General features: G+C 59.5%; 20 protein-coding genes. 15 read left to right on the top strand and 5 right to left on the bottom strand.

Going from position 1 to position 17416, the window contains the following annotated elements; genetic code table 11:
• Window positions 1–43 precede the first annotated feature (43 nt).
• The gene (locus LC334_RS06875; RefSeq protein ID WP_085799497.1) at window positions 44–937 is read left to right on the top strand and encodes a DMT family transporter; all 894 of its coding nucleotides are present in this window, start codon (window positions 44–46) and stop codon (window positions 935–937) included.
• A gap of 49 nt (window positions 938–986) precedes the next feature.
• Here the strand turns inward: LC334_RS06875 and LC334_RS06870 are convergent, their stop codons facing one another.
• Window positions 987–1403 carry a universal stress protein gene (locus tag LC334_RS06870; protein ID WP_085799496.1) on the bottom strand — a complete coding sequence of 139 codons (417 nt, stop codon included), beginning with the start codon at window positions 1401–1403 and terminating at the stop codon, window positions 987–989.
• Between the two features lie 252 nt (window positions 1404–1655).
• On the opposite strand from LC334_RS06870, the gene LC334_RS06865 reads away from it, so the two are divergent.
• Window positions 1656–1997 (top strand): ArsR/SmtB family transcription factor, encoded by a 342-nt coding sequence (locus tag LC334_RS06865; RefSeq protein WP_085799495.1) that lies wholly within the window; start codon window positions 1656–1658, stop codon window positions 1995–1997.
• Window positions 1998–2394: 397 nt separating this feature from the next.
• Here LC334_RS06865 and LC334_RS06860 read toward each other — a convergent pair whose 3' ends face one another.
• Together LC334_RS06860 and LC334_RS06855 are read right to left on the bottom strand one after the other, a co-directional pair.
• Entirely contained in the window at window positions 2395–3297 is a 903-nt protein-coding gene (locus LC334_RS06860) for a DMT family transporter (protein ID WP_085799494.1), read from the bottom strand.
• Complete coding sequence (locus LC334_RS06855) at window positions 3294–4175, bottom strand: LysR family transcriptional regulator (RefSeq protein WP_085799493.1); 882 nt, start codon at window positions 4173–4175, stop codon at window positions 3294–3296. Before LC334_RS06855 ends, LC334_RS06860 begins: the two co-directional genes overlap by 4 nt.
• Before the next feature lie 98 nt (window positions 4176–4273).
• Between LC334_RS06855 and LC334_RS06850 the strand changes: the two genes are divergently transcribed.
• From LC334_RS06850 to trmD, 12 genes are all read left to right on the top strand, one after another.
• Window positions 4274–4810 carry a hypothetical protein gene (locus LC334_RS06850; protein WP_085799492.1) on the top strand — a complete coding sequence of 179 codons (537 nt, stop codon included), beginning with the start codon at window positions 4274–4276 and terminating at the stop codon, window positions 4808–4810.
• Between the two features lie 282 nt (window positions 4811–5092).
• Window positions 5093–6586 carry a signal recognition particle protein gene (gene ffh, locus LC334_RS06845; RefSeq protein ID WP_085799491.1) on the top strand — a complete coding sequence of 498 codons (1494 nt, stop codon included), beginning with the start codon at window positions 5093–5095 and terminating at the stop codon, window positions 6584–6586.
• A 3-nt stretch (window positions 6587–6589) separates the two neighbouring features.
• Window positions 6590–7117: a GNAT family N-acetyltransferase gene (locus LC334_RS06840; RefSeq protein WP_085799490.1), complete on the top strand. Its 528-nt coding sequence runs from the start codon at window positions 6590–6592 to the stop codon at window positions 7115–7117.
• A complete protein-coding gene (locus tag LC334_RS06835) occupies window positions 7114–7644 on the top strand; it encodes a GNAT family N-acetyltransferase (RefSeq protein ID WP_085799489.1) in 531 nt (176 codons plus the stop codon). The genes LC334_RS06840 and LC334_RS06835 overlap by 4 nt, the downstream gene beginning before the upstream one ends.
• Complete coding sequence (locus LC334_RS06830; RefSeq protein WP_085799488.1) at window positions 7641–8162, top strand: GNAT family N-acetyltransferase; 522 nt, start codon at window positions 7641–7643, stop codon at window positions 8160–8162. Before LC334_RS06835 ends, LC334_RS06830 begins: the two co-directional genes overlap by 4 nt.
• 93 nt (window positions 8163–8255) lie before the next feature.
• Window positions 8256–8552, top strand: coding sequence for a chorismate mutase (locus LC334_RS06825; protein WP_085799487.1), 297 nt, complete (start codon window positions 8256–8258; stop codon window positions 8550–8552).
• Between the two features lie 45 nt (window positions 8553–8597).
• Window positions 8598–9023, top strand: a complete 426-nt coding sequence (gene rpsP / locus LC334_RS06820) for a 30S ribosomal protein S16 (RefSeq protein ID WP_085799486.1) — start codon at window positions 8598–8600, stop codon at window positions 9021–9023.
• 17 nt (window positions 9024–9040) lie between these two features.
• Window positions 9041–9670 carry a 5,6-dimethylbenzimidazole synthase gene (gene bluB / locus LC334_RS06815; protein WP_085799485.1) on the top strand — a complete coding sequence of 210 codons (630 nt, stop codon included), beginning with the start codon at window positions 9041–9043 and terminating at the stop codon, window positions 9668–9670.
• A 3-nt stretch (window positions 9671–9673) separates the two neighbouring features.
• Window positions 9674–9817, top strand: a complete 144-nt coding sequence (locus tag LC334_RS06810; protein WP_176237641.1) for a hypothetical protein — start codon at window positions 9674–9676, stop codon at window positions 9815–9817.
• Window positions 9814–10329, top strand: coding sequence for a ribosome maturation factor RimM (gene rimM / locus LC334_RS06805; RefSeq protein WP_085799484.1), 516 nt, complete (start codon window positions 9814–9816; stop codon window positions 10327–10329). Before LC334_RS06810 ends, rimM begins: the two co-directional genes overlap by 4 nt.
• Before the next feature lie 89 nt (window positions 10330–10418).
• Window positions 10419–10577, top strand: coding sequence for a DUF1328 family protein (locus LC334_RS06800; protein ID WP_085799483.1), 159 nt, complete (start codon window positions 10419–10421; stop codon window positions 10575–10577).
• A 53-nt stretch (window positions 10578–10630) separates the two neighbouring features.
• Window positions 10631–11437, top strand: a complete 807-nt coding sequence (gene trmD / locus LC334_RS06795) for a tRNA (guanosine(37)-N1)-methyltransferase TrmD (protein ID WP_085799482.1) — start codon at window positions 10631–10633, stop codon at window positions 11435–11437.
• 47 nt (window positions 11438–11484) lie between these two features.
• On the opposite strand, the gene LC334_RS06790 is transcribed toward trmD, so the two are convergent.
• Window positions 11485–13884 (bottom strand): GcvT family protein, encoded by a 2400-nt coding sequence (locus tag LC334_RS06790; protein ID WP_085799481.1) that lies wholly within the window; start codon window positions 13882–13884, stop codon window positions 11485–11487.
• Window positions 13881–16268, bottom strand: a complete 2388-nt coding sequence (locus LC334_RS06785; protein WP_085799480.1) for a GcvT family protein — start codon at window positions 16266–16268, stop codon at window positions 13881–13883. Before LC334_RS06785 ends, LC334_RS06790 begins: the two co-directional genes overlap by 4 nt.
• Window positions 16269–16390: 122 nt before the next feature.
• On the opposite strand from LC334_RS06785, the gene LC334_RS06780 reads away from it, so the two are divergent.
• Window positions 16391–17356 (top strand): LysR family transcriptional regulator, encoded by a 966-nt coding sequence (locus LC334_RS06780; protein ID WP_139836324.1) that lies wholly within the window; start codon window positions 16391–16393, stop codon window positions 17354–17356.
• Window positions 17357–17416 lie beyond the last annotated feature (60 nt).

Below are 17416 nucleotides of genomic sequence, written 5' to 3'. Positions count from 1 at the left end.
GCCAATGCCGATAAGCCGATCCGATCAACGAACGGGCCAGAACATGACAAGGACACACGCGACGGCAATCATTCTGCTAGGGGCCACGTTCATGAGTTTCGTGGGCCTGTTAATGCGACTTATCGACGGTGCCGATGGCTTTCAGATCCTTGCCTATCGGTCGATCTCGCTCGCGGGGATGGTGGCGCTGGTAGCCTGTTTGCGCCGCAAGGTCTCTCCTCTGAAGTTTCTGACCAGTCTTGATCGCAACGATCTATTTATGGGGATGGCCCTGTCAGTCGCCTTCACGGCCTATGTGTTTGCGATGCTGAACACCTCGGTGGCCTCGGCGCTCTTCATTCTGTCGATCTCGCCGCTCTGCGCCGCGATCCTTGCCTGGGTCTGGATTAATGAGCGGCCAAGCAAGGTAACTTTGGCGGCCATGGCGCTGGCCGTACTGGGCGTCGGCGTCATGGTGCAGGGCGGCATCGATTTGGGGCGTACCACCGGCAACCTCTTCGCCTTCATCTCTGCGTTGAGCTTTGCCCTGATGCTGACACTGGCGCGACGCTCGCGCAAACCCGACGTGCTGGGCGGTACATTTCTGGGTGGTGCCTTTTGTCTGGTCATCGGCTTATGTTGCTCGCTGATCATCGGTGTGGGGCTTCAGGTCTCGGCCTACGACTTCTGGCTTTGTCTGTTCATGGGCGGCTTTACCATCGGGATCGGCATTGCCTTTGTCACCTGGGGCACGCCCTATGTGCCCGCAGCCGAGGTCAGCCTGCTGGTCTTGCTCGAAAGCGTGCTGGGGCCCGTCTGGGTCTGGCTTGTCGTGCACGAGGCAATGACCCCGCCCGAGATGATCGGTGGTGCAATCGTCCTTGTTTCGGTTGCCACACAGGCTGTGGTCGGACCGCATACCGGTCGGCCTATTGCGCCTCGAGTGAATCCTGGCTAGCCGGAAACACTCCACTGACGGGATTGGTTCCGTCTGACATTAAAAGGCTCTAATCACGTACCACAAAGACCGACACCTGCGCATGTGACGCAACCCGCCCTCCGTGGGAATTGACCAGATATTCTACCCAGCCCGGGTGATGTGATGCCATTACCACAAGATCTGCACCGGTATCGCCAATGGCCTTGATCAGCACTCTGTCCACCTCGACGGACGGATCAGGTACATCGTAAAAGCGGCTATCAACCTCAACACGTTCCGCCACCCCAACTTGAGCGGCATAGGCCGACAGAAGTCGCTCCATCTCGTCTACCGAATGCGACACCATCCCGTTGATGCCGCCGGCAACGCTGACAAGCGTCATCCGGGCGTCATGGCGGCGTGCAAGGTCGCCCGCAACCTTGATGGATTTCGCGCATTTTTCGCGGTCGGCCATATTATAAGGCACCATAATATGTGTGAACATGTCGTCGCCTCCTCAAATACAGATGTGGCGACAAAGGTAAGTTGAACGGTCGGATCCAACTTTGTTCTGTATCAAGAAGGGTCTGGTTTTCCCACTTATGTGACATTGTGTCGGACAAGGCTGGCACTGACGCATTGTGACAGAACAAGCGACGGATCAGACCGGCAACGGGCGCCCGAAGACCCAATCGGTGAAGTCGCCGGTCATTTCAGGAATTGACCTGAGCTTTACATTACACGTACCACGGGGGTCATGCCCAGTCCGCTCGACACCGTTTTCGCCGCCCTGGCCGATCCCACCCGCCGCGCGATCCTGTCGATGCTGCTGGAAGATGACATGGCTGTGACCGATGTCGCCGAACCGTTCGAGATGTCGCTCGCGGCAATCTCCAAACATCTCAACATCCTGAGCCGCGCCGGCCTGATAAGTCAGGAACGGCGCGGGCGGGTAAAATGGTGCAAGCTTGAACCCGACGCGATGAAGGATGCCAGCGTCTGGATGCAGGGCTTTGGTCAGTTTGAGCCGGTCAATCTGGAGGCGTTCGAGCGGTTTTTGGTGGTCGAACATCTTTCGGACAGCTCAGACGACACCTAGAAACAACAACCCCAGGGCCACAACAAGAACAGCGCTTTCGATACTGAGCATCCGATTCCCCCCTTGGAACAGCGCCTTGCTTCTACAGGCTGGGGGCGCGCATCCATAGCGGGAATAATTCTTGATATTTCCCCCAAGGCGCGCAAAGTCGAATGCAAACACGTCAAAGCCCGGCCGCTGCCGGGCTCTCATCTGATAAAGACTTCGCTCAGGATGATAGATCAGGCCAGTCCCGATCTGCTCCCGAAGGCTGCAAGGTGTCGTTCGTTACAGGACGAACTGAACGATCGCCAAAACGATTACGACCAGACCGACGAGGTAGATAATATTGCGCATAACATGTCCCACTTCTTGAGTTATTGTACGACTCAACGTCCTGAAACGTCATGAGGTTCCATTATTTTTTCACGGGGCGGGTAACATCATCATCTCGCAAAAGCAGCCAAAGCGCCAACATAGTCAGCGCAATACCGCCGAATATCAACAGCCCTGGCGCGCCGTGGCCCAACATGAATTGCCACAGGATCACCCAGCTTGGGGTCAGATAAGTATAGGCCATTACCTTGGCGCTCGGCAGTCTGAGCGACGCATATTGCAGCAAAACGAACGTCGCCGCCGTGGCAAAAACCGCGGTATAAACGATCGTGATCCAGACAATGCCAGGCAGCGCCACCCAGTCCGTGACCATGATATCGCGCCACCCCGCCAGCGTGATCAGCGCCGCCGCACCCACCATCGCCCCCAGCGAAAATACCACCGGCGGCTCACCCCGGTTCAGCTTGCGCACCAGCGGTGTGTAGAACGCGTGCGCCACGCATCCCACGAAATAGATCATCTCGCCCCGACCGACCTCGAAGCTCAGAAAGGCCTGCCAATCGGCACGAAAGATGACCCAGAGCGCGCCCGCACCACCTACGGCCAGCGCAAGTGCCATGCGCCGAGTGGTGATCTGACGCAATAGCCAGTAGCCAAACAGGCCCGACATGATCGGCGTAAGCGTGAACACCGCCGAGGCGGAAACCGGCGGCGCGGTTTTCAACCCCTCGAACATCAGCACGAAATAGATCCCCATCGACGCGCCCATCAGCAAATAGCGCCAAGGCGCGGCAAGCGCTGCGCGCGAGATGCCCGTCGTGCCCAGGGCCACCGCCCCGACCAGTACCGAGGCCAGGATGAAGCGCACCGCGTTCAGCGCCGTCGGCGCGATATGCGGCGCGGCCATCGACCCAAGCGCGAACGATCCGGCGATCAGTCCGGAAAAGCACAGCATCGCCAGGTGGCCGCGCGACCCCTCGGTCATGCGCTTTCCCAGCCTTTCGCACGCTCTTTGAGAAAAGACAGAAACGCCTGAACTTTGGTGGTCCGATGCAGATCCATATGGGTCACCAGCCAGAGCGGCGACAACCAGATATCCAACGGCGGATGAATTTCAACCAGCCCCCCCAATTCGGCTGCATGCAGCTGGGCCATGAAACCAATGCCGATGCCCTCTTGCACTGCCCGGCGCAGGGCATGCACGTCACCGCTGCGAAAGACAATACGATCTGCCGGTACATTCTCGCGCAGCCATTTGTTGAACGGCGCCCGTGATTTCTGATCATCCGAGCCGACAAAGCAGTGATTGGCATAATCCGCCGGCCCCGTTGGTGCACCGCGCCGCGAAATATAGTTTTCGCTGGCATAGAGCGCGATCTTTTGCTGGATGAAGGTCTGCACGACGTTATCTGGCTGATCCGGCACTGACCCGGCGCGCACTGCGACATGCGCCTCGCCATATTCCAACCGAAACAGACGGTCCCCTGTCAGATAACGGACAATCAGGTCAGGATATTCACGTTGAAATTCCGCGATCACCGGCACCAGCAGATAGCTCAGCCCACCCAACGAGGTGATCACCAATTCGCCCGATACCGCGTCCCCCTGCCCCTTGATCCGCCCGGCAAGCTGGCTGAACTGGTCATCCGTCGCCTGCGCCACGCGCAGCAGGTCCTCACCCGCCTCGGTTGGTGTATAGCCGCGTGCATGGCGCTGAAACAGGCGCACGCCCAATCGCTCTTCAAGCGCATCAATATGCCGTATGACCGTGGCATGGTGCACGCCCAGCATCTCGGCCGCCCCGCTGACGGTTCCGATCCTTGCAACATTATAGGCAGTTCTGATCTCGTCCCAGTTATCCATGTCTCATCTGTGCAACAGTTAACAATCGCCGCGAATATTTGCCTGTTCGTTCGCAAACGCAAGGTGAATTCCGCAAGCGCCGCGCATAACCTGCGGCCATGAAGATCAAACACAATACGCCCGAATTGCTGATCGTCGGTGAAACGCCCTGGTTCCTTGCCATCATGCTGCTGTTTTTCACGCTCACCTTCGTTGCGATCGGATTGTTGACGCTCACCCAGCACTGGGCCGGTTTGATCTTTGTGTTCGTTGGCGGCGGGATGGGCGTCGGCGCAATGGGCGTGTTCGTGGAGCGCCTGCAACTCATTCTCGATGCCCGGGCACAGACCCTGACCCTGCGCAGCAGAACGATGTTCCGCTACACTGAAAGGGTATTCCCGCTTGCAGACGTGATCCGCGCGGAAACCGAAACTGGCCGCAGCAACAGCCGCAATGGCGTCAACTCCGGTCAAACCCTGTCGCGCCCGGTCTTTGTCATCCGCAACAAATCGGGCACCGACGGCACAGTGACCAAGCCTGTGACAGCGGTCTTGTCGAGCGGCACGGGCGCAGCCACCGTTACCGGCGCAGTCAATGAATGGCTGAAGGCTTTACGCGACACCAACGATCTAGCAAGCGCAACCGACTTGACCTAATTGGGGCCATGCTTCGCTGTTCTTGCCAAACAGCTTTCATTTTTTCCAAGGCGCTTATGGCGCTGCACCAAAGGCCGCAAAGCCGAGCCTCTGCTTGACTTACGCATATGACAGGCCTAAACGGCGGACAACATTCCGGGAGTCTGTCAAAGCTTCCGGTCCCATGGGGGTTTCCCCGGGATCGACCTCCGTCAGCGCGTTGCGCCCACGGGGGCGTTAGTGATTTGAACCGTTGCGCCTAATCTGCGCGGCATTGGCGTAACCGGCAAAGGAGGCCGAGGCATGTTTGAAAATCTATCAGAACGCCTGTCCGGCGTCTTCGACCGGCTAACCAAACAGGGCGCGCTAAGCGAGGATGATGTCAAGACCGCGCTTCGCGAGGTTCGCGTGGCGCTGCTGGAAGCTGACGTTTCGCTGCCCGTCGCCCGGGATTTCGTCAAGAAGGTGCAGGAACAGGCCACCGGTCAGGCGGTGACCAAGTCGATCACGCCGGGCCAGCAGGTCGTCAAGATCGTACATGACGCGCTGGTCGATACGCTGACTGGCGAGGGCGAGCCGGGTGCGCTCAAGATCGACAACCCGCCTGCCCCCATTCTGATGGTCGGCCTGCAGGGCTCTGGTAAGACCACTACAACCGCCAAGCTGGCCAAGCGGCTCACGGAAAAAGACGGCAAGCGGGTGCTGATGGCGTCATTGGACGTCAACCGCCCGGCGGCAATGGAACAGTTGGAAATTCTTGGCCGCCAGATCGGCGTCGATACGCTACCCATCGTCAAGGGCGAAGATCCGGTTGCGATTGCCAAACGCGCCAAGACCCAGGCCAGCCTCGGCGGCTACGATGTCTACATGCTCGACACTGCGGGCCGTCTGCATATCGACGCGGAACTCATTCAACAGGCCGCACAGGTCCGCGACGTCGCCAACCCACGCGAGACCCTGCTGGTGGTCGATGGCCTGACCGGTCAGGACGCGGTCAATGTCGCGACCGAGTTTGATGACAAGATCGGCGTCTCGGGCGTGGTGCTGACCCGGATGGATGGCGACGGGCGCGGTGGTGCAGCGCTTTCAATGCGCGCGGTCACCGGCAAACCGATCAAATATGTCGGCCTCGGCGAGAAGATGGACGCGATCGAGACCTTCGAGCCCGACCGCATCGCGGGCCGCATCCTGGGCATGGGCGATATCGTCAGCCTGGTCGAAAAGGCGCAAGAAACCATCGAGGCCGAACAGGCCGAGAAGATGATGAAGCGCTTCCAGAAGGGCCGCTTCAACCTGAACGACATGAAGATGCAGTTGGAACAGATGCTTAAGATGGGCGGCATGGAAGGCGTGATGGGCATGATGCCCGGCATGGGCAAAATGGCCAAGCAGGTGCAGGATTCCGGGTTTGACGACAAGATCCTGAAACAGCAGATCGCGCTCATTCAGTCGATGACCAAAATGGAACGCGCCAATCCGCAGATCCTACAGGCCAGCCGCAAGAAACGCATTGCCAAAGGCGCCGGGATGGAAGTGTCTGAGCTGAATAAACTTCTGAAAATGCAACGCCAGATGGGCGACATGATGAAGAAGATGGGCAAAGGCGGCATGCTGAAACAGGCGATGAAAGGCATGTTCGGCAAGGGCGACCCCAACCCCGAGGACATGGCCGCCGGCATGGACCCCAAGGCGCTGGAACAAGCGGCGAAACAGATGGGCAAAGGCGGCGGCCTGCCCGGGCTGGGCGGTGGAATGGGCCTGCCCCCTGGTCTCAGCGGCTTTGGTAAAAAGAAATAACGCATGACGCTGACGCTAGATATCCCCCGGTTTGAAACCGAACGTTTGATCCTGCGCGCGCCCAGCGCCGCGGACACAGCACCTATGTTGGGGTTTCTTGCCTCCGACCGTGCCGAATTTTATGGCGGTCCGATGAATGCCAATGACGGCTGGCACAAGTTTTCCGCATATGTCGGGCAATGGGTGCTACGCGGCTACGGCATGTTCAGCATTGCCCTGAAAGAGACTGACCATTGCATCGGCATAGCCGGACCGTTCCACCCGGACCATTTTCACGAGCCGGAAATGTCCTGGCTACTGACAAGCGCCGAGTGCGAGGGCAAGGGATATGCCGCCGAGGCCTGCCTTGCGGTTCTGGATCACCTGTTCACTACCCATGGGTGGAGCAGCGTCGTCAGCTATATCGACCGTGCCAATACCGCATCCCGCAAGCTGGCCGAACGGCTGGGCGCCCGCCATGAGGCCGGGGCGGAGGACGTTGTTCCCAACTGCGACAGCTATCGCCATTTTCCTGCGGGGGGCGGCGCGTGACATTAACGCTTAACATCCCCCGGCTTGAAACCGACCGGCTGATCCTGCGCGGCCCCGAGGCGCGGGATTTCGAACCGATTGCTGCCTTCTACGCCGATGAAAGCCGCTCCTGGGGGTTTGGCGGACCGCTTGCGCGCGACGACGCCTGGCGCTGGCTGGCCACATCCATCGGTCACTGGGCGCTGCACGGCTATGGCTTTTTTACCATGGAACTGAAGGATACCGGCACCGCCTGCGGCATAACCGGGCTCTGGAATCCCGAAGGCTGGCCTGAGCCGGAGCTGGGCTGGATCCTGTTCGAAGGGTTCGAGGGTAAGGGCCTGGCCCGCGAAGGCGCTGAATGCGCGCGGCACTGGGCTTACAGCGATCTGGGCATGACCACGCTCACCTCAAACATCAAGCCCGGCAATGACCGCTCGATCGCGCTCGCGACCCGCATGGGCGCGCAATACGAACGTACCTATGACAACGTGCATCTGGGCGAAGACCTGCTCTATCGCCACCCGTCCCCCGAGGCGCTGAGATGAGCATTCCCCCCCACGCCCCCACAATCGACACAAGCGATCTGATCCTGCGCGGCTACCGCGAAGACGATTTCGAGGCCATGGCCTCGTTCGGCGCCTCAGAACGCGCCCGCTTCGTCGGTGGGCCACAAGACCAATGGAGCAGTTGGCGCGCCTTCCTGGCTGGGATCGGGCACTGGACTCTGCGCGGCTATGGCATGTGGATGGTCGAGCATCGTGAAACCGGCCAGGTCGCGGGCCGGGTCGGGATGATCTTTAATGACGGCTGGCACGAGCCCGAGCTCGGCTGGCACATCTATGATGGATTTGAAGGCAAGGGATATGCCTATCAGGCTTGCCTAGCGGCACGTTCCTATTCGGCCAGGCATTTCGGACTTGATGCGGTGATTTCCTATATTTCCCCGGAAAACATCCGTTCTGTCGCGCTGGCGGATCGGCTTGACGCAAGGTTCGAGTGTGAAGGCGAATTGTTGGGCAAACCCTGCCACATCTACCGCCACCCGCGCGAGGTAAACCCGTGATGATACGCAGCGAACTCATCCTCAACACAATGCACATCAGACGTGAAAACGGTAAGTACCCCACGCCGGATTCGTCTGCTCCGGAGGACCAATATGTCTGACCCAAGCACTCTGGCCGCAGAGCTTCTGAAAGAGCATCGCGACAGCATTGACCGTCTAGACGCGGTGCTGGTCTATACGCTGGCGGAACGGTTCAAACACACCAAGGCCGTCGGGCAACTCAAGGCCCAGCACACGCTACCCCCCTCAGACCCGCTGCGCGAAAGCCAGCAGATCGAGAGGCTTCAACGCATGGCGATTGAAGCCGATCTTGACCCGGAATTTGCCACGAAGTTCCTGAACTTCATCATTGGCGAAGTGATCCAACACCACAAGAAACACCAGGAATGACGGGCTGATTGCCCCTCAAATAGCTAGGAAATAGGAGAAAACATCATGGCTATGAAAATTCGTCTCGCCCGTGGCGGCTCGAAAAAACGTCCCTTCTACCGCATCGTTGCGACCGACTCGCGGATGCCCCGCGATGGTCGCTTCATCGAAAAGCTGGGCACATATAACCCGCTTTTGCCCAAGGACAGCGAAGAGCGCGTGAAAATGAACATCGAACGCGTTCAGTACTGGCTGGGTGAGGGCGCGCAGCCAACCGACCGGATCAGCCGCATGCTGGAAGCCGCCGGCGTTCTGGCGAAGAAAGAGCGCAATAACCCCAAGAAGGGTGAACCCGGCGCCAAGGCCAAGGAACGCGTAGAAGAAAAAGCCGCCAAAGCAGCAGCCGCTGCTGAAGCTGCCGCCGCCCCGGCCGAGGAAGAGGCCCCCGCCGAGGAAGCGCCTGCCGAAGAAGCGGCGGCGGCGGAAGAGTAAGACAGGCACAGACTGGAATGTCGCAGTTTTCCAAGGACTTCCAGAACGACCTGCAAAATCTGATGCGGTGGCGGCGTGATGTGCGCCGCTTCCGCAAGGATGTTGTGGACGAGGCTCTGCTGGTGCAGTGCCTCGACACATTCCTTTTGGCCCCGTCTGTGGGCCTTAGTGAACCCTGGCGCATCGTCCGGGTCGAAAGCGACAGCGTCCGCAGCGCTGCGCTTGAGAATTTCAAGACCGCTAATGCCGGCGCGCTGGCGGGCTATCACGGCGACAAGGCAAAGCTTTATAGCGGCCTGAAACTTACGGGGATGCAGGAAGCGCCAGTGCAACTGGCTATCTATTGCGCCGAAGATACCGATAAGGGCGCGGGCTTGGGGGCGGCGACCATGCCCGAGACCCGTCGCTATTCCGTTGTCGGCGCGATCACCCATTTCTGGCTTGCCGCCCGGGCACGGGGCCTTGGCGTGGGCTGGGTCTCGATTTTGGATCCCGATCAGTTGTCGCGCACTCTGAACACGCCGGAAAGCTGGCGGCTGGTCGCCTATCTCTGCGTGGGCTGGCCAGAAGAAGACAGCCGCACCCCCGAACTCGAAACTGCCGGGTGGGAAAGCCGTCGCGGCGCTCTGCCGGTGGAGGTCCGATAAAAGATGTTCCGCCCGATCCGCACCCTGATCATAATGGCAATGGTCTTTATCGCCGGCGTTTTCTATGAACGCCACCAACATGGCGAACGCTGCGTTGCCGCAGGCGGTGAGATGAAATCGGGGCTGTGCACGGGGGCCGCCGGATGACGACCGGGAAACGCATATGTGTGGGCGCGATCGCCGGGGCCTTCGGAGTTCGCGGCGAGGTACGGCTGAAAAGCTTCACCACCACGCCCGAGGATATTGAAAGTTACGGCCCGCTTTATTCCGAAGACGGCAAGCGAAGTTTCAGTATCAGCCTGATCGGCCAAGCCAAGAACGGCTTCACCGCCCGGTTGACCGGGGTTGATACCAAGGAACAGGCCGACGCCCTGCGCGGGATGCGTCTGTTTGTGGATCGCGACGTGCTGCCCGGCCTGCCGGATGACGAGTTCTACCACGCCGATCTGATCGGCCTCGAGGTCTACGACACCGGCGGAGCCCTTCTGGGCCGGGTCGAGAATGTGCTCAATCACGGCGCCTCGGACCTTCTAGAAATTACGCCAGCAGCTCCGGGCGACACAGTGTTGCTGCCTTTCACCGTTGCCGTCGTTCCCACCGTCGATTTGAGCGCAGGACGGCTGATCGCCGATCCGCCCGACGGGCTTTTTTCGGACTGATCACGCCCAGCTCCGGAACCAAACCCCCATCTCATCGTTTAATCCAGTAAGCGCTGCTCGCAAGGCGTGACCGTGACAAAGGACAAACCATGTTAGGCTGGATTCTCACCCTTCTCGCCATCGCCGCCATCGCCGCCATTTTGGGATTTGGCCAGCTCTCCGGTATCGCCCTCTCGGGTGCGAAAATTCTGATCGTCATTGCACTGGTTATCTTCCTGCTCATGGCGCTCGGGATCTTTGCACTCTAACCCAGAGGCACTTTTGAGTTTGCATGGCGGCGGCTTTCACTTAAGACCGCGCCATGTCCGATACCAATAAATCAGCCCCGCGCTCCTATGGGCGCAAGTCAATCTCAGCAGCCGTGCAGCCGCGAGAATTGATCACCAATACGCCACACCTGAAAGATGCCTGGGCGGTGCGGATTATCACGCTTTTTCCACAAGCCTTTCCCGGTGTTCTGGGCGAAAGCCTGACCGGCAAGGCGCTGAATGATGGCCTTTGGACATTGCACACAACCGATCTGCGCGCCTTTGGCGAGGGCAAGCACCGCAATGTCGATGACACGCCCGCAGGGGGCGGTGCGGGCATGGTCTTGCGTGCGGATGTGGTGGGCCGGGCGCTTGATCAGGCGCAGTCCGATGCGGCCGAAGGCACCCCCGTGATCTATCTCAGCCCGCGTGGGCGACCTTTTACGCAGGCCTTAGCACGGAACTGGGCCGCGCGGCCCGGTGTTACGCTGCTTTGCGGTCGGTTCGAGGGGGTCGATCAGCGCGTTCTCGATCACTACGACATAGAAGAAGTCAGCCTGGGTGATTTTGTCATGACCGGTGGTGAGATCGCTGCGCAGGCGATGATTGACGCAACCGTGCGCCTGCTGCCCGGGGTGTTGGGCAATGCCGACAGCGCGCAGGACGAGAGCCATTCCAACGGGCTGTTGGAGCATCCGCAATATACCCGCCCTGCGGACTGGATGGGGCGCACCATCCCCGAGGTGCTGACCTCGGGCGATCACGGTAAGGTCGCGCGCTGGCGGCAGGAGATGTCGGAAGAGTTGACCAAAGAGCGCCGACCGGACCTCTGGGCCAGATACGTGAACAAGAACGACTGACCAAGACGCTCGCGGGCCGATTTCTGGGGTTATCGTTGCTCAGCGGTCTATTGTTTCATCCGTTCATTCCCCGGATCAAACGGCGGCTTGTCCAGAATACGCGCCTGCAATCTCTCGCCCATCAAATCGATGCTCAGCCCCTCCCGGGCGAGCCTGTTGCGCAGATAGGCCAAAGCAAGGGTTTTGCCGGTGCGATGACCATGCGCCGCAGATGTCACGATCCCGACACAGGCATCGCCCTGATACACGCCGTGCGCGTAGTAGGGATCGACCTCTGCGGCATCAACCTCAAGCAAGACCATTTCCCATCGGTCATCCGCCTTCATCCGGCGGGCCAGCTCTGCCTTGCCGATAAAATCATGATCCATCTTGATCAGAGGTCCGGCACCGGTCTCGGCGGGGGTACGTTCGGTGGTGAAATCCGCGCCCCAGGCACGATAACCTTTTTCAAGGCGCATGGCGTTCATCGCATAGGCGCCGAAATATCCAAGGCCATGCGTCTTTCCGGCCCTTTCAAGCGCAAGGAAAAGCGCGCGCATCTGGTCCGGGGCGACATGCAGTTCCCAGCCGAGCTCTCCGATATAAGAAACCCGTAGCGCCCGCACCGGGATATCTGCCACGCTGATGTCTGACACCGATAACCATGTGCCCAAATCATCGCTGGTCAGGCTTTCAAGTAGCGCCCGTGAATTCGGACCCATCACCGCCAACACACCGATGTCGTCGGTCACACGGGTGATCGTGACGTCGAACCCGCCTGCACGGGCGCGCAAGAGATCCTCGTCACGTTCTTCTGCGGCAGCGGCAGAGGTCAGATAGAAATAATCCTCCGCCAGCGTCGTGACGGTGAATTCCGATTCGACGCCCCCTGCGGTGCTGAGCGCATGGGTCAGACCGATGCGCCCGGTCCGGGGCGCGCGATTGGTTCCGATGCTATCGACAAAGGCGCGGGCATCTGTCCCGGTCACGTCGAATTTGGAAAAGACCGACATATCCGCCAGCCCTACCGCCGTGGTGACGGTGTTGCATTCCCGGGCGACCGGTTCGAACCAGTTCGAGCGCCGAAAGCTCGGGATCGCGACGTCTCCGGGCTTATGAGAAAACCAATTCGGCCGCTCCCAGCCATAGGCGGCGCCCATAACGGCGCCGCGCTCGACCATCAGGTCGTGGATTGGCGAAAGGCGCTTGCCCCGCGCGGCGGGTCGTTCCTCGTGCGGGTAGTGCACGCCGAATTGCAGGCCAAAACATTCGATTGCCTTTTCAACGCGGTAATCCCGGTCGGCCCAGTTGCCGAACCGCCGGCTGTCAATTGCCAATGCGTCCATCGGCGGGGCGCCGTGAGTCATCCAATGGGCAAGGAACCAGCCTGAGCCGCCGCCTTCCATCACGCCCATGCTGGAGCCGGTCAAAAGCCAGGCATTGGGCAGCCCATGCGCCGGGCCAATCAGCGGGTTGGCATCGGGGGTAAAGGTGATGGGCCCGTTGACCACGGATTTGATACCGCCGGTTTCCAGTGCCGGTATCCGCGCCATCGCCATCATGATGATGTCCTCGACGCGGTCCAGCTCGGGCGGCATCAGGTCAGCGCCGAAATCAGGCGGGCAACCATCGACGGACCAAGCCTTCGCGTGTTTTTCGTATGGACCAAGGATCAGACCGTCCCGCTCCTGGCGGACGTACCAGCTTTCTTCCGGGTCGCGGATCATTGGCAGTTCCGGCAGGCCCTGTGTGATCCGATCCGCCACCGCGCCTATCGTATCGGTCACCAGATACTGATGCAGCACCGGCACTGACGGGATATTCAACCCCATCATATGACCAACTTCCCACCCCCATGTCCCGGCGGCATTGACAATATGTCGGGCGCGGATGATTGCCTTTTCGGTTTGCACCACCCAGGTGCCATCTTCGCGGCGCACCCCGTGCACGGGATTGTAACGCATGACCGTCGCGCCGTTCTGCCGGGCGACCTTGGCCATCGCATTGGTGGCGAGCGTCGGGTCAACATGTCCGTCATCCGGTTCAAAAATACCGCCCAGCAGGCCTTCGATTTGCGCCAGAGGGTGCAGGCGCTCGACATCACCCGGTGTCAGCATCTGCAAATCATACCCCGTAAACCGGCTAAGCCCGGCCACATGGGCAAATTCATCCATCCGGTCCGGGTTCGAAGTGATCCGCATCGCGCCCGAACGATGAAAGCCGCAATTGTCGCCGGTCTCGGCAGGCAGGATGTCACGATAGAGCCGCACCGACGTGGCGCGAAGCTCCTGAATGGTCGGATTATGCGCGAAATGGGTGCACAAGCCCGCCGCATGCCAGGTCGACCCGTGGGTCAAGTCATTCTTTTCGGTCAGAACCACATCGGACCATCCGGCCTTGGCCAGATGATACATCAGCGACACGCCCATCACGCCGCCGCCGATGATCAAAACATTTGCATCAGTCATGCCTTCATCCGCTTACCACTTGGGTCGAAAGGTGGGCGCACCAGCACCTGCGCCGGATAGAGCGCCCCCGCGATGTCGATTTCAAAGCTGCGCGCCGCTGTTTGGGTGATTTTTTCGCCCGGGCGAATGTCGATCAGACCAAAGGCAAGCGTCAGGCCGGTCCGCATCCCTTTTGCGCCGGATGTGGTCAAACCTACCACCTTGCCATCCTCCACAATCGGTTCGTCGTGCAACACAAGCGGGTTGTTCTTGAGCTCAAACAGACACAACCGCCGGGCAATGCCATCCTTACGCGCTTTTTCCAGACGCGCTTTGCCGAGAAAGTCCTTGCGCCAGTCTATGGTAAACCCCAGCCCTGCCTCCAGCGGTGTAATGTCGGATCCAAGATCGTGCCCCCAATGTTTGAAGCCCTTCTCGATCCGACATCCATCTACGGCAAAATGGCCCAAAGGCCGGGCACCCGCGGCATAAAGCGCATCGAAGACCGGGGCGGCATGTTCTTGCATGAGGTTCAGTTCCCAGCCCAGCTCGCCAACGAAACTGACCCGCGTGGCACGTGCCTTATGCTCCGCTATCAGCACATTGCGCGCAGTGGCAAAGTCGAAATTCACCCAATCTGCGTCACTTAGCCTTTGCAACAGAGCGCGCGATCCGGCGCCCATCACTCCGATTACAGCTTCGGCTTCGGTGACATCCCTGACTTCGACATCGCGGCCTTCGGCATGGCGGCGCAACCAGGCCATATCCTTTTGCCGGGTCGCCGCGCCTGATGTCATGCGGAAATGCCCGGCGCCCAGCCGGGTGATGGTGGTATCGGCCTCGATCCCGCCTGCGCTATTCAGAAGCGGTGTATAAACCGCCCGCCCGATGTCGACATCGACGTTACCGGTTGCCAGATATTGCATCAGCTTCAGAGCATCGGGTCCCAAGATGTCGAACTTGCCAAACGGTGTCAGATCAATCAGGGCGGTGCCGGTTTCCATTTGCGCGGCCTCGCGGCAGGCAATCGGATACCACGGCTGATCGCCCACGGAATAGGGCAGATTGCGTTCGCGCTGGTCGGCGGCGTACCACAAGGCACGTTCCCATCCTGCGGTCAGTCCGAACTCAGCACCAACCGCCTGCCACCGGTCATGCAGCATGGATGTGCGCAGCCCCCTACCCGCCCGTGGTTGCTTGAACGGCCAATGCAGGGCAAAGGCGTCAGATACGGCCTCTTGCATGCGAGCCTCGATATGGCCCGCCGCCGCCGTCAGCGGATCGACCCGGGCCACATCCACCTCCCACATGTCCATCGGTGGTTCGTTGCGCTCCATCCAGTCTGCCAACACCCGCCCGACCCCGGCGGAGGACATTATCCCGATCGAATTCATACCCGCCGCAACGTAAAGCCCGCCCAGTTCTGGCATACGCCCGATATAGGGCCGGGTGTCGTTGGTGAAACTTTCGGGGCCATTCATGAAATGTTGAATGCCGGTGTCGGCCAGCGCCGGGATCAGGCTCAGTGCACCTTCCATGAACGGCATGAACTGATCCCAATCCTCGGGCAGTTCCAGAAACGGTCGGTCCCCTTCAGGGCCAAGCGCGTTCCAGACCTTGGCACCGGGTTCGAACCCGCCGATAACCAGTTTTCCGGCGTCGCCCTTGACGTAAAACCCGCGGTCCAGATCACGCAATACCGGATAGGGGTTGGGCAGGTCAGGCATGGGTTCGGTCACGACATACATGTGTTCGACCGCCTGCAGGGGCAGCGCGGCACCGATCGCATCAGTCAGCGATTTCGACCAGGCCCCGGCACAGAGCGCCACCTGATCGGCGAAAAGCTCGGTACCGTCGGCAAGCGCCACACCGATCACGCGACGATCATCCACAAGCAGGCGGGACACCGGCGCATCTTCGCGGATATTCACTCCGTTAGTACGCGCCGCCCTGGCATAGGCCATGCACAGATCAACCGGATTGACATTGGCATCCTCGGCCACGGCCAACGCCCCCACCAGACCATCGGTGTTCAATCCGGGCAGGTTTATGTCTGCGGGGCGAATGACGTCCGGGGTCAGCCCGAATTGCCGCCCAAGTGCTGCGATGCGATGCAATTCATCCATCCGTTCCGGGGCGCGCGCCAGCCAGTATCCGCCGGTCTTCCGGTACCCAGTAGAAAGGCCCGTCTCTTCCTCCAACTTCGGAAACAGCTCGCCTGCATACATCGCCAAGCGAGTCATGTTGGGCGTCGCCCGAAGCGGGCCGACGATGCCGGCGGCATGCCAGCTGGTGCCGGATGTCAGTTGGTTACGTTCCAGAACAGTGATCTTGGCCCGTCCGGCCAGATGGTAGGCAAGACTCAGGCCGATAGCGCCACCGCCAATGATGATGACATCGTTCATAAACGTCCCAATGCTGCCAGGTGTCCCGGTAGGGCAACTGTTGACGTGACGATTGACTTTTGCAGGGCGCATCGCAAGAAATCATTCTCAAAATTAGAAAATCTAATGCACGGGATCAGAAAGTGAAAAGAAAGCAGACTGAGTCCGAAATTAACCTGTTTCGGGCGATCGAAGTCTTCATGACTGTGGGCGAAATGCACAATGTGACCGAGGCATCCGCAGCTCTCGGGATGACCCAATCCGCCGTTTCGCAGCAGATCAAGAAACTGGAATGGTCACTTGGCGCACCGCTGTTCGACAGGTCGACGCGGCCGATTGTGTTGACCCATGCGGGTCAGATCCTGCAGCGACGCGGTTACCGCATCCTGAATGAGATCGAAGATCTGCGCTCGGAATTGCGTCACATCCAGTCCACCTCGATGCCAATTTTGCGGATTGCGATGCTGGCGTCGATTGCCACTACGTTGACAACCGGCGTTTACGATATGGTCAGGAACGAGTTGGCAATTCCTGAACTTAACCTGTCCGCAGGTTTGGCGGGAGATCACGAGCTAGCGCTGAAATCCCGACAGGTCGATCTGGCGGTTACAGCAGATCCACAGTTCGATCTATCTGAATTTACATGTATTTCTGTTCTGGATGAGCCATTCTACCTTGTGGTTCCGGAAAGCTATGACGGTCGGGTTGATGATATTGATACGGTTGCAAGCCAGTTATCTCTGGTCCGGTTCAGCCCGGATGCTCTGGCGGGCCGGCGGACGGATCAGCATTTGCTCCGCTGCCGGGTGAACCTGCCTCGCACGATGGAAGCCGACAGGGCGTCGATGATTGTCGCATCGGTAACGACAGGAAAATGTTTTGCTATTCTGACGCCCAGCCTGCTAATAGATGCGATTGCGGAAGGGATGCGATTGCGGATCGAACCCCTGCCGATGCCCGGTTTCAGACGCTCGATCTCGGTCGTCGCGCGCGATACCGAACTTGGCGATATCCCGATCCGCGTGGCACAAACCTGTACACGATTGTTGCGCGAGAATTTCGACCTGAGATTCCCGTCATTGCAACACGAAGTCATATATCATTGCTAATCCTCGGAATTAGTAATTTTAATGATATTGATTAACCCTGTGCAAAACGCCTTTTCCTCG

The sequence above is a fragment of the Roseovarius aestuarii genome (assembly GCF_019966515.1).
GTDB classification, from domain to species: domain Bacteria; phylum Pseudomonadota; class Alphaproteobacteria; order Rhodobacterales; family Rhodobacteraceae; genus Roseovarius; species Roseovarius aestuarii.
Note: the sequence above shows the minus strand (reverse complement) of the source record. Positions and strands in the feature narration are given on the sequence as shown.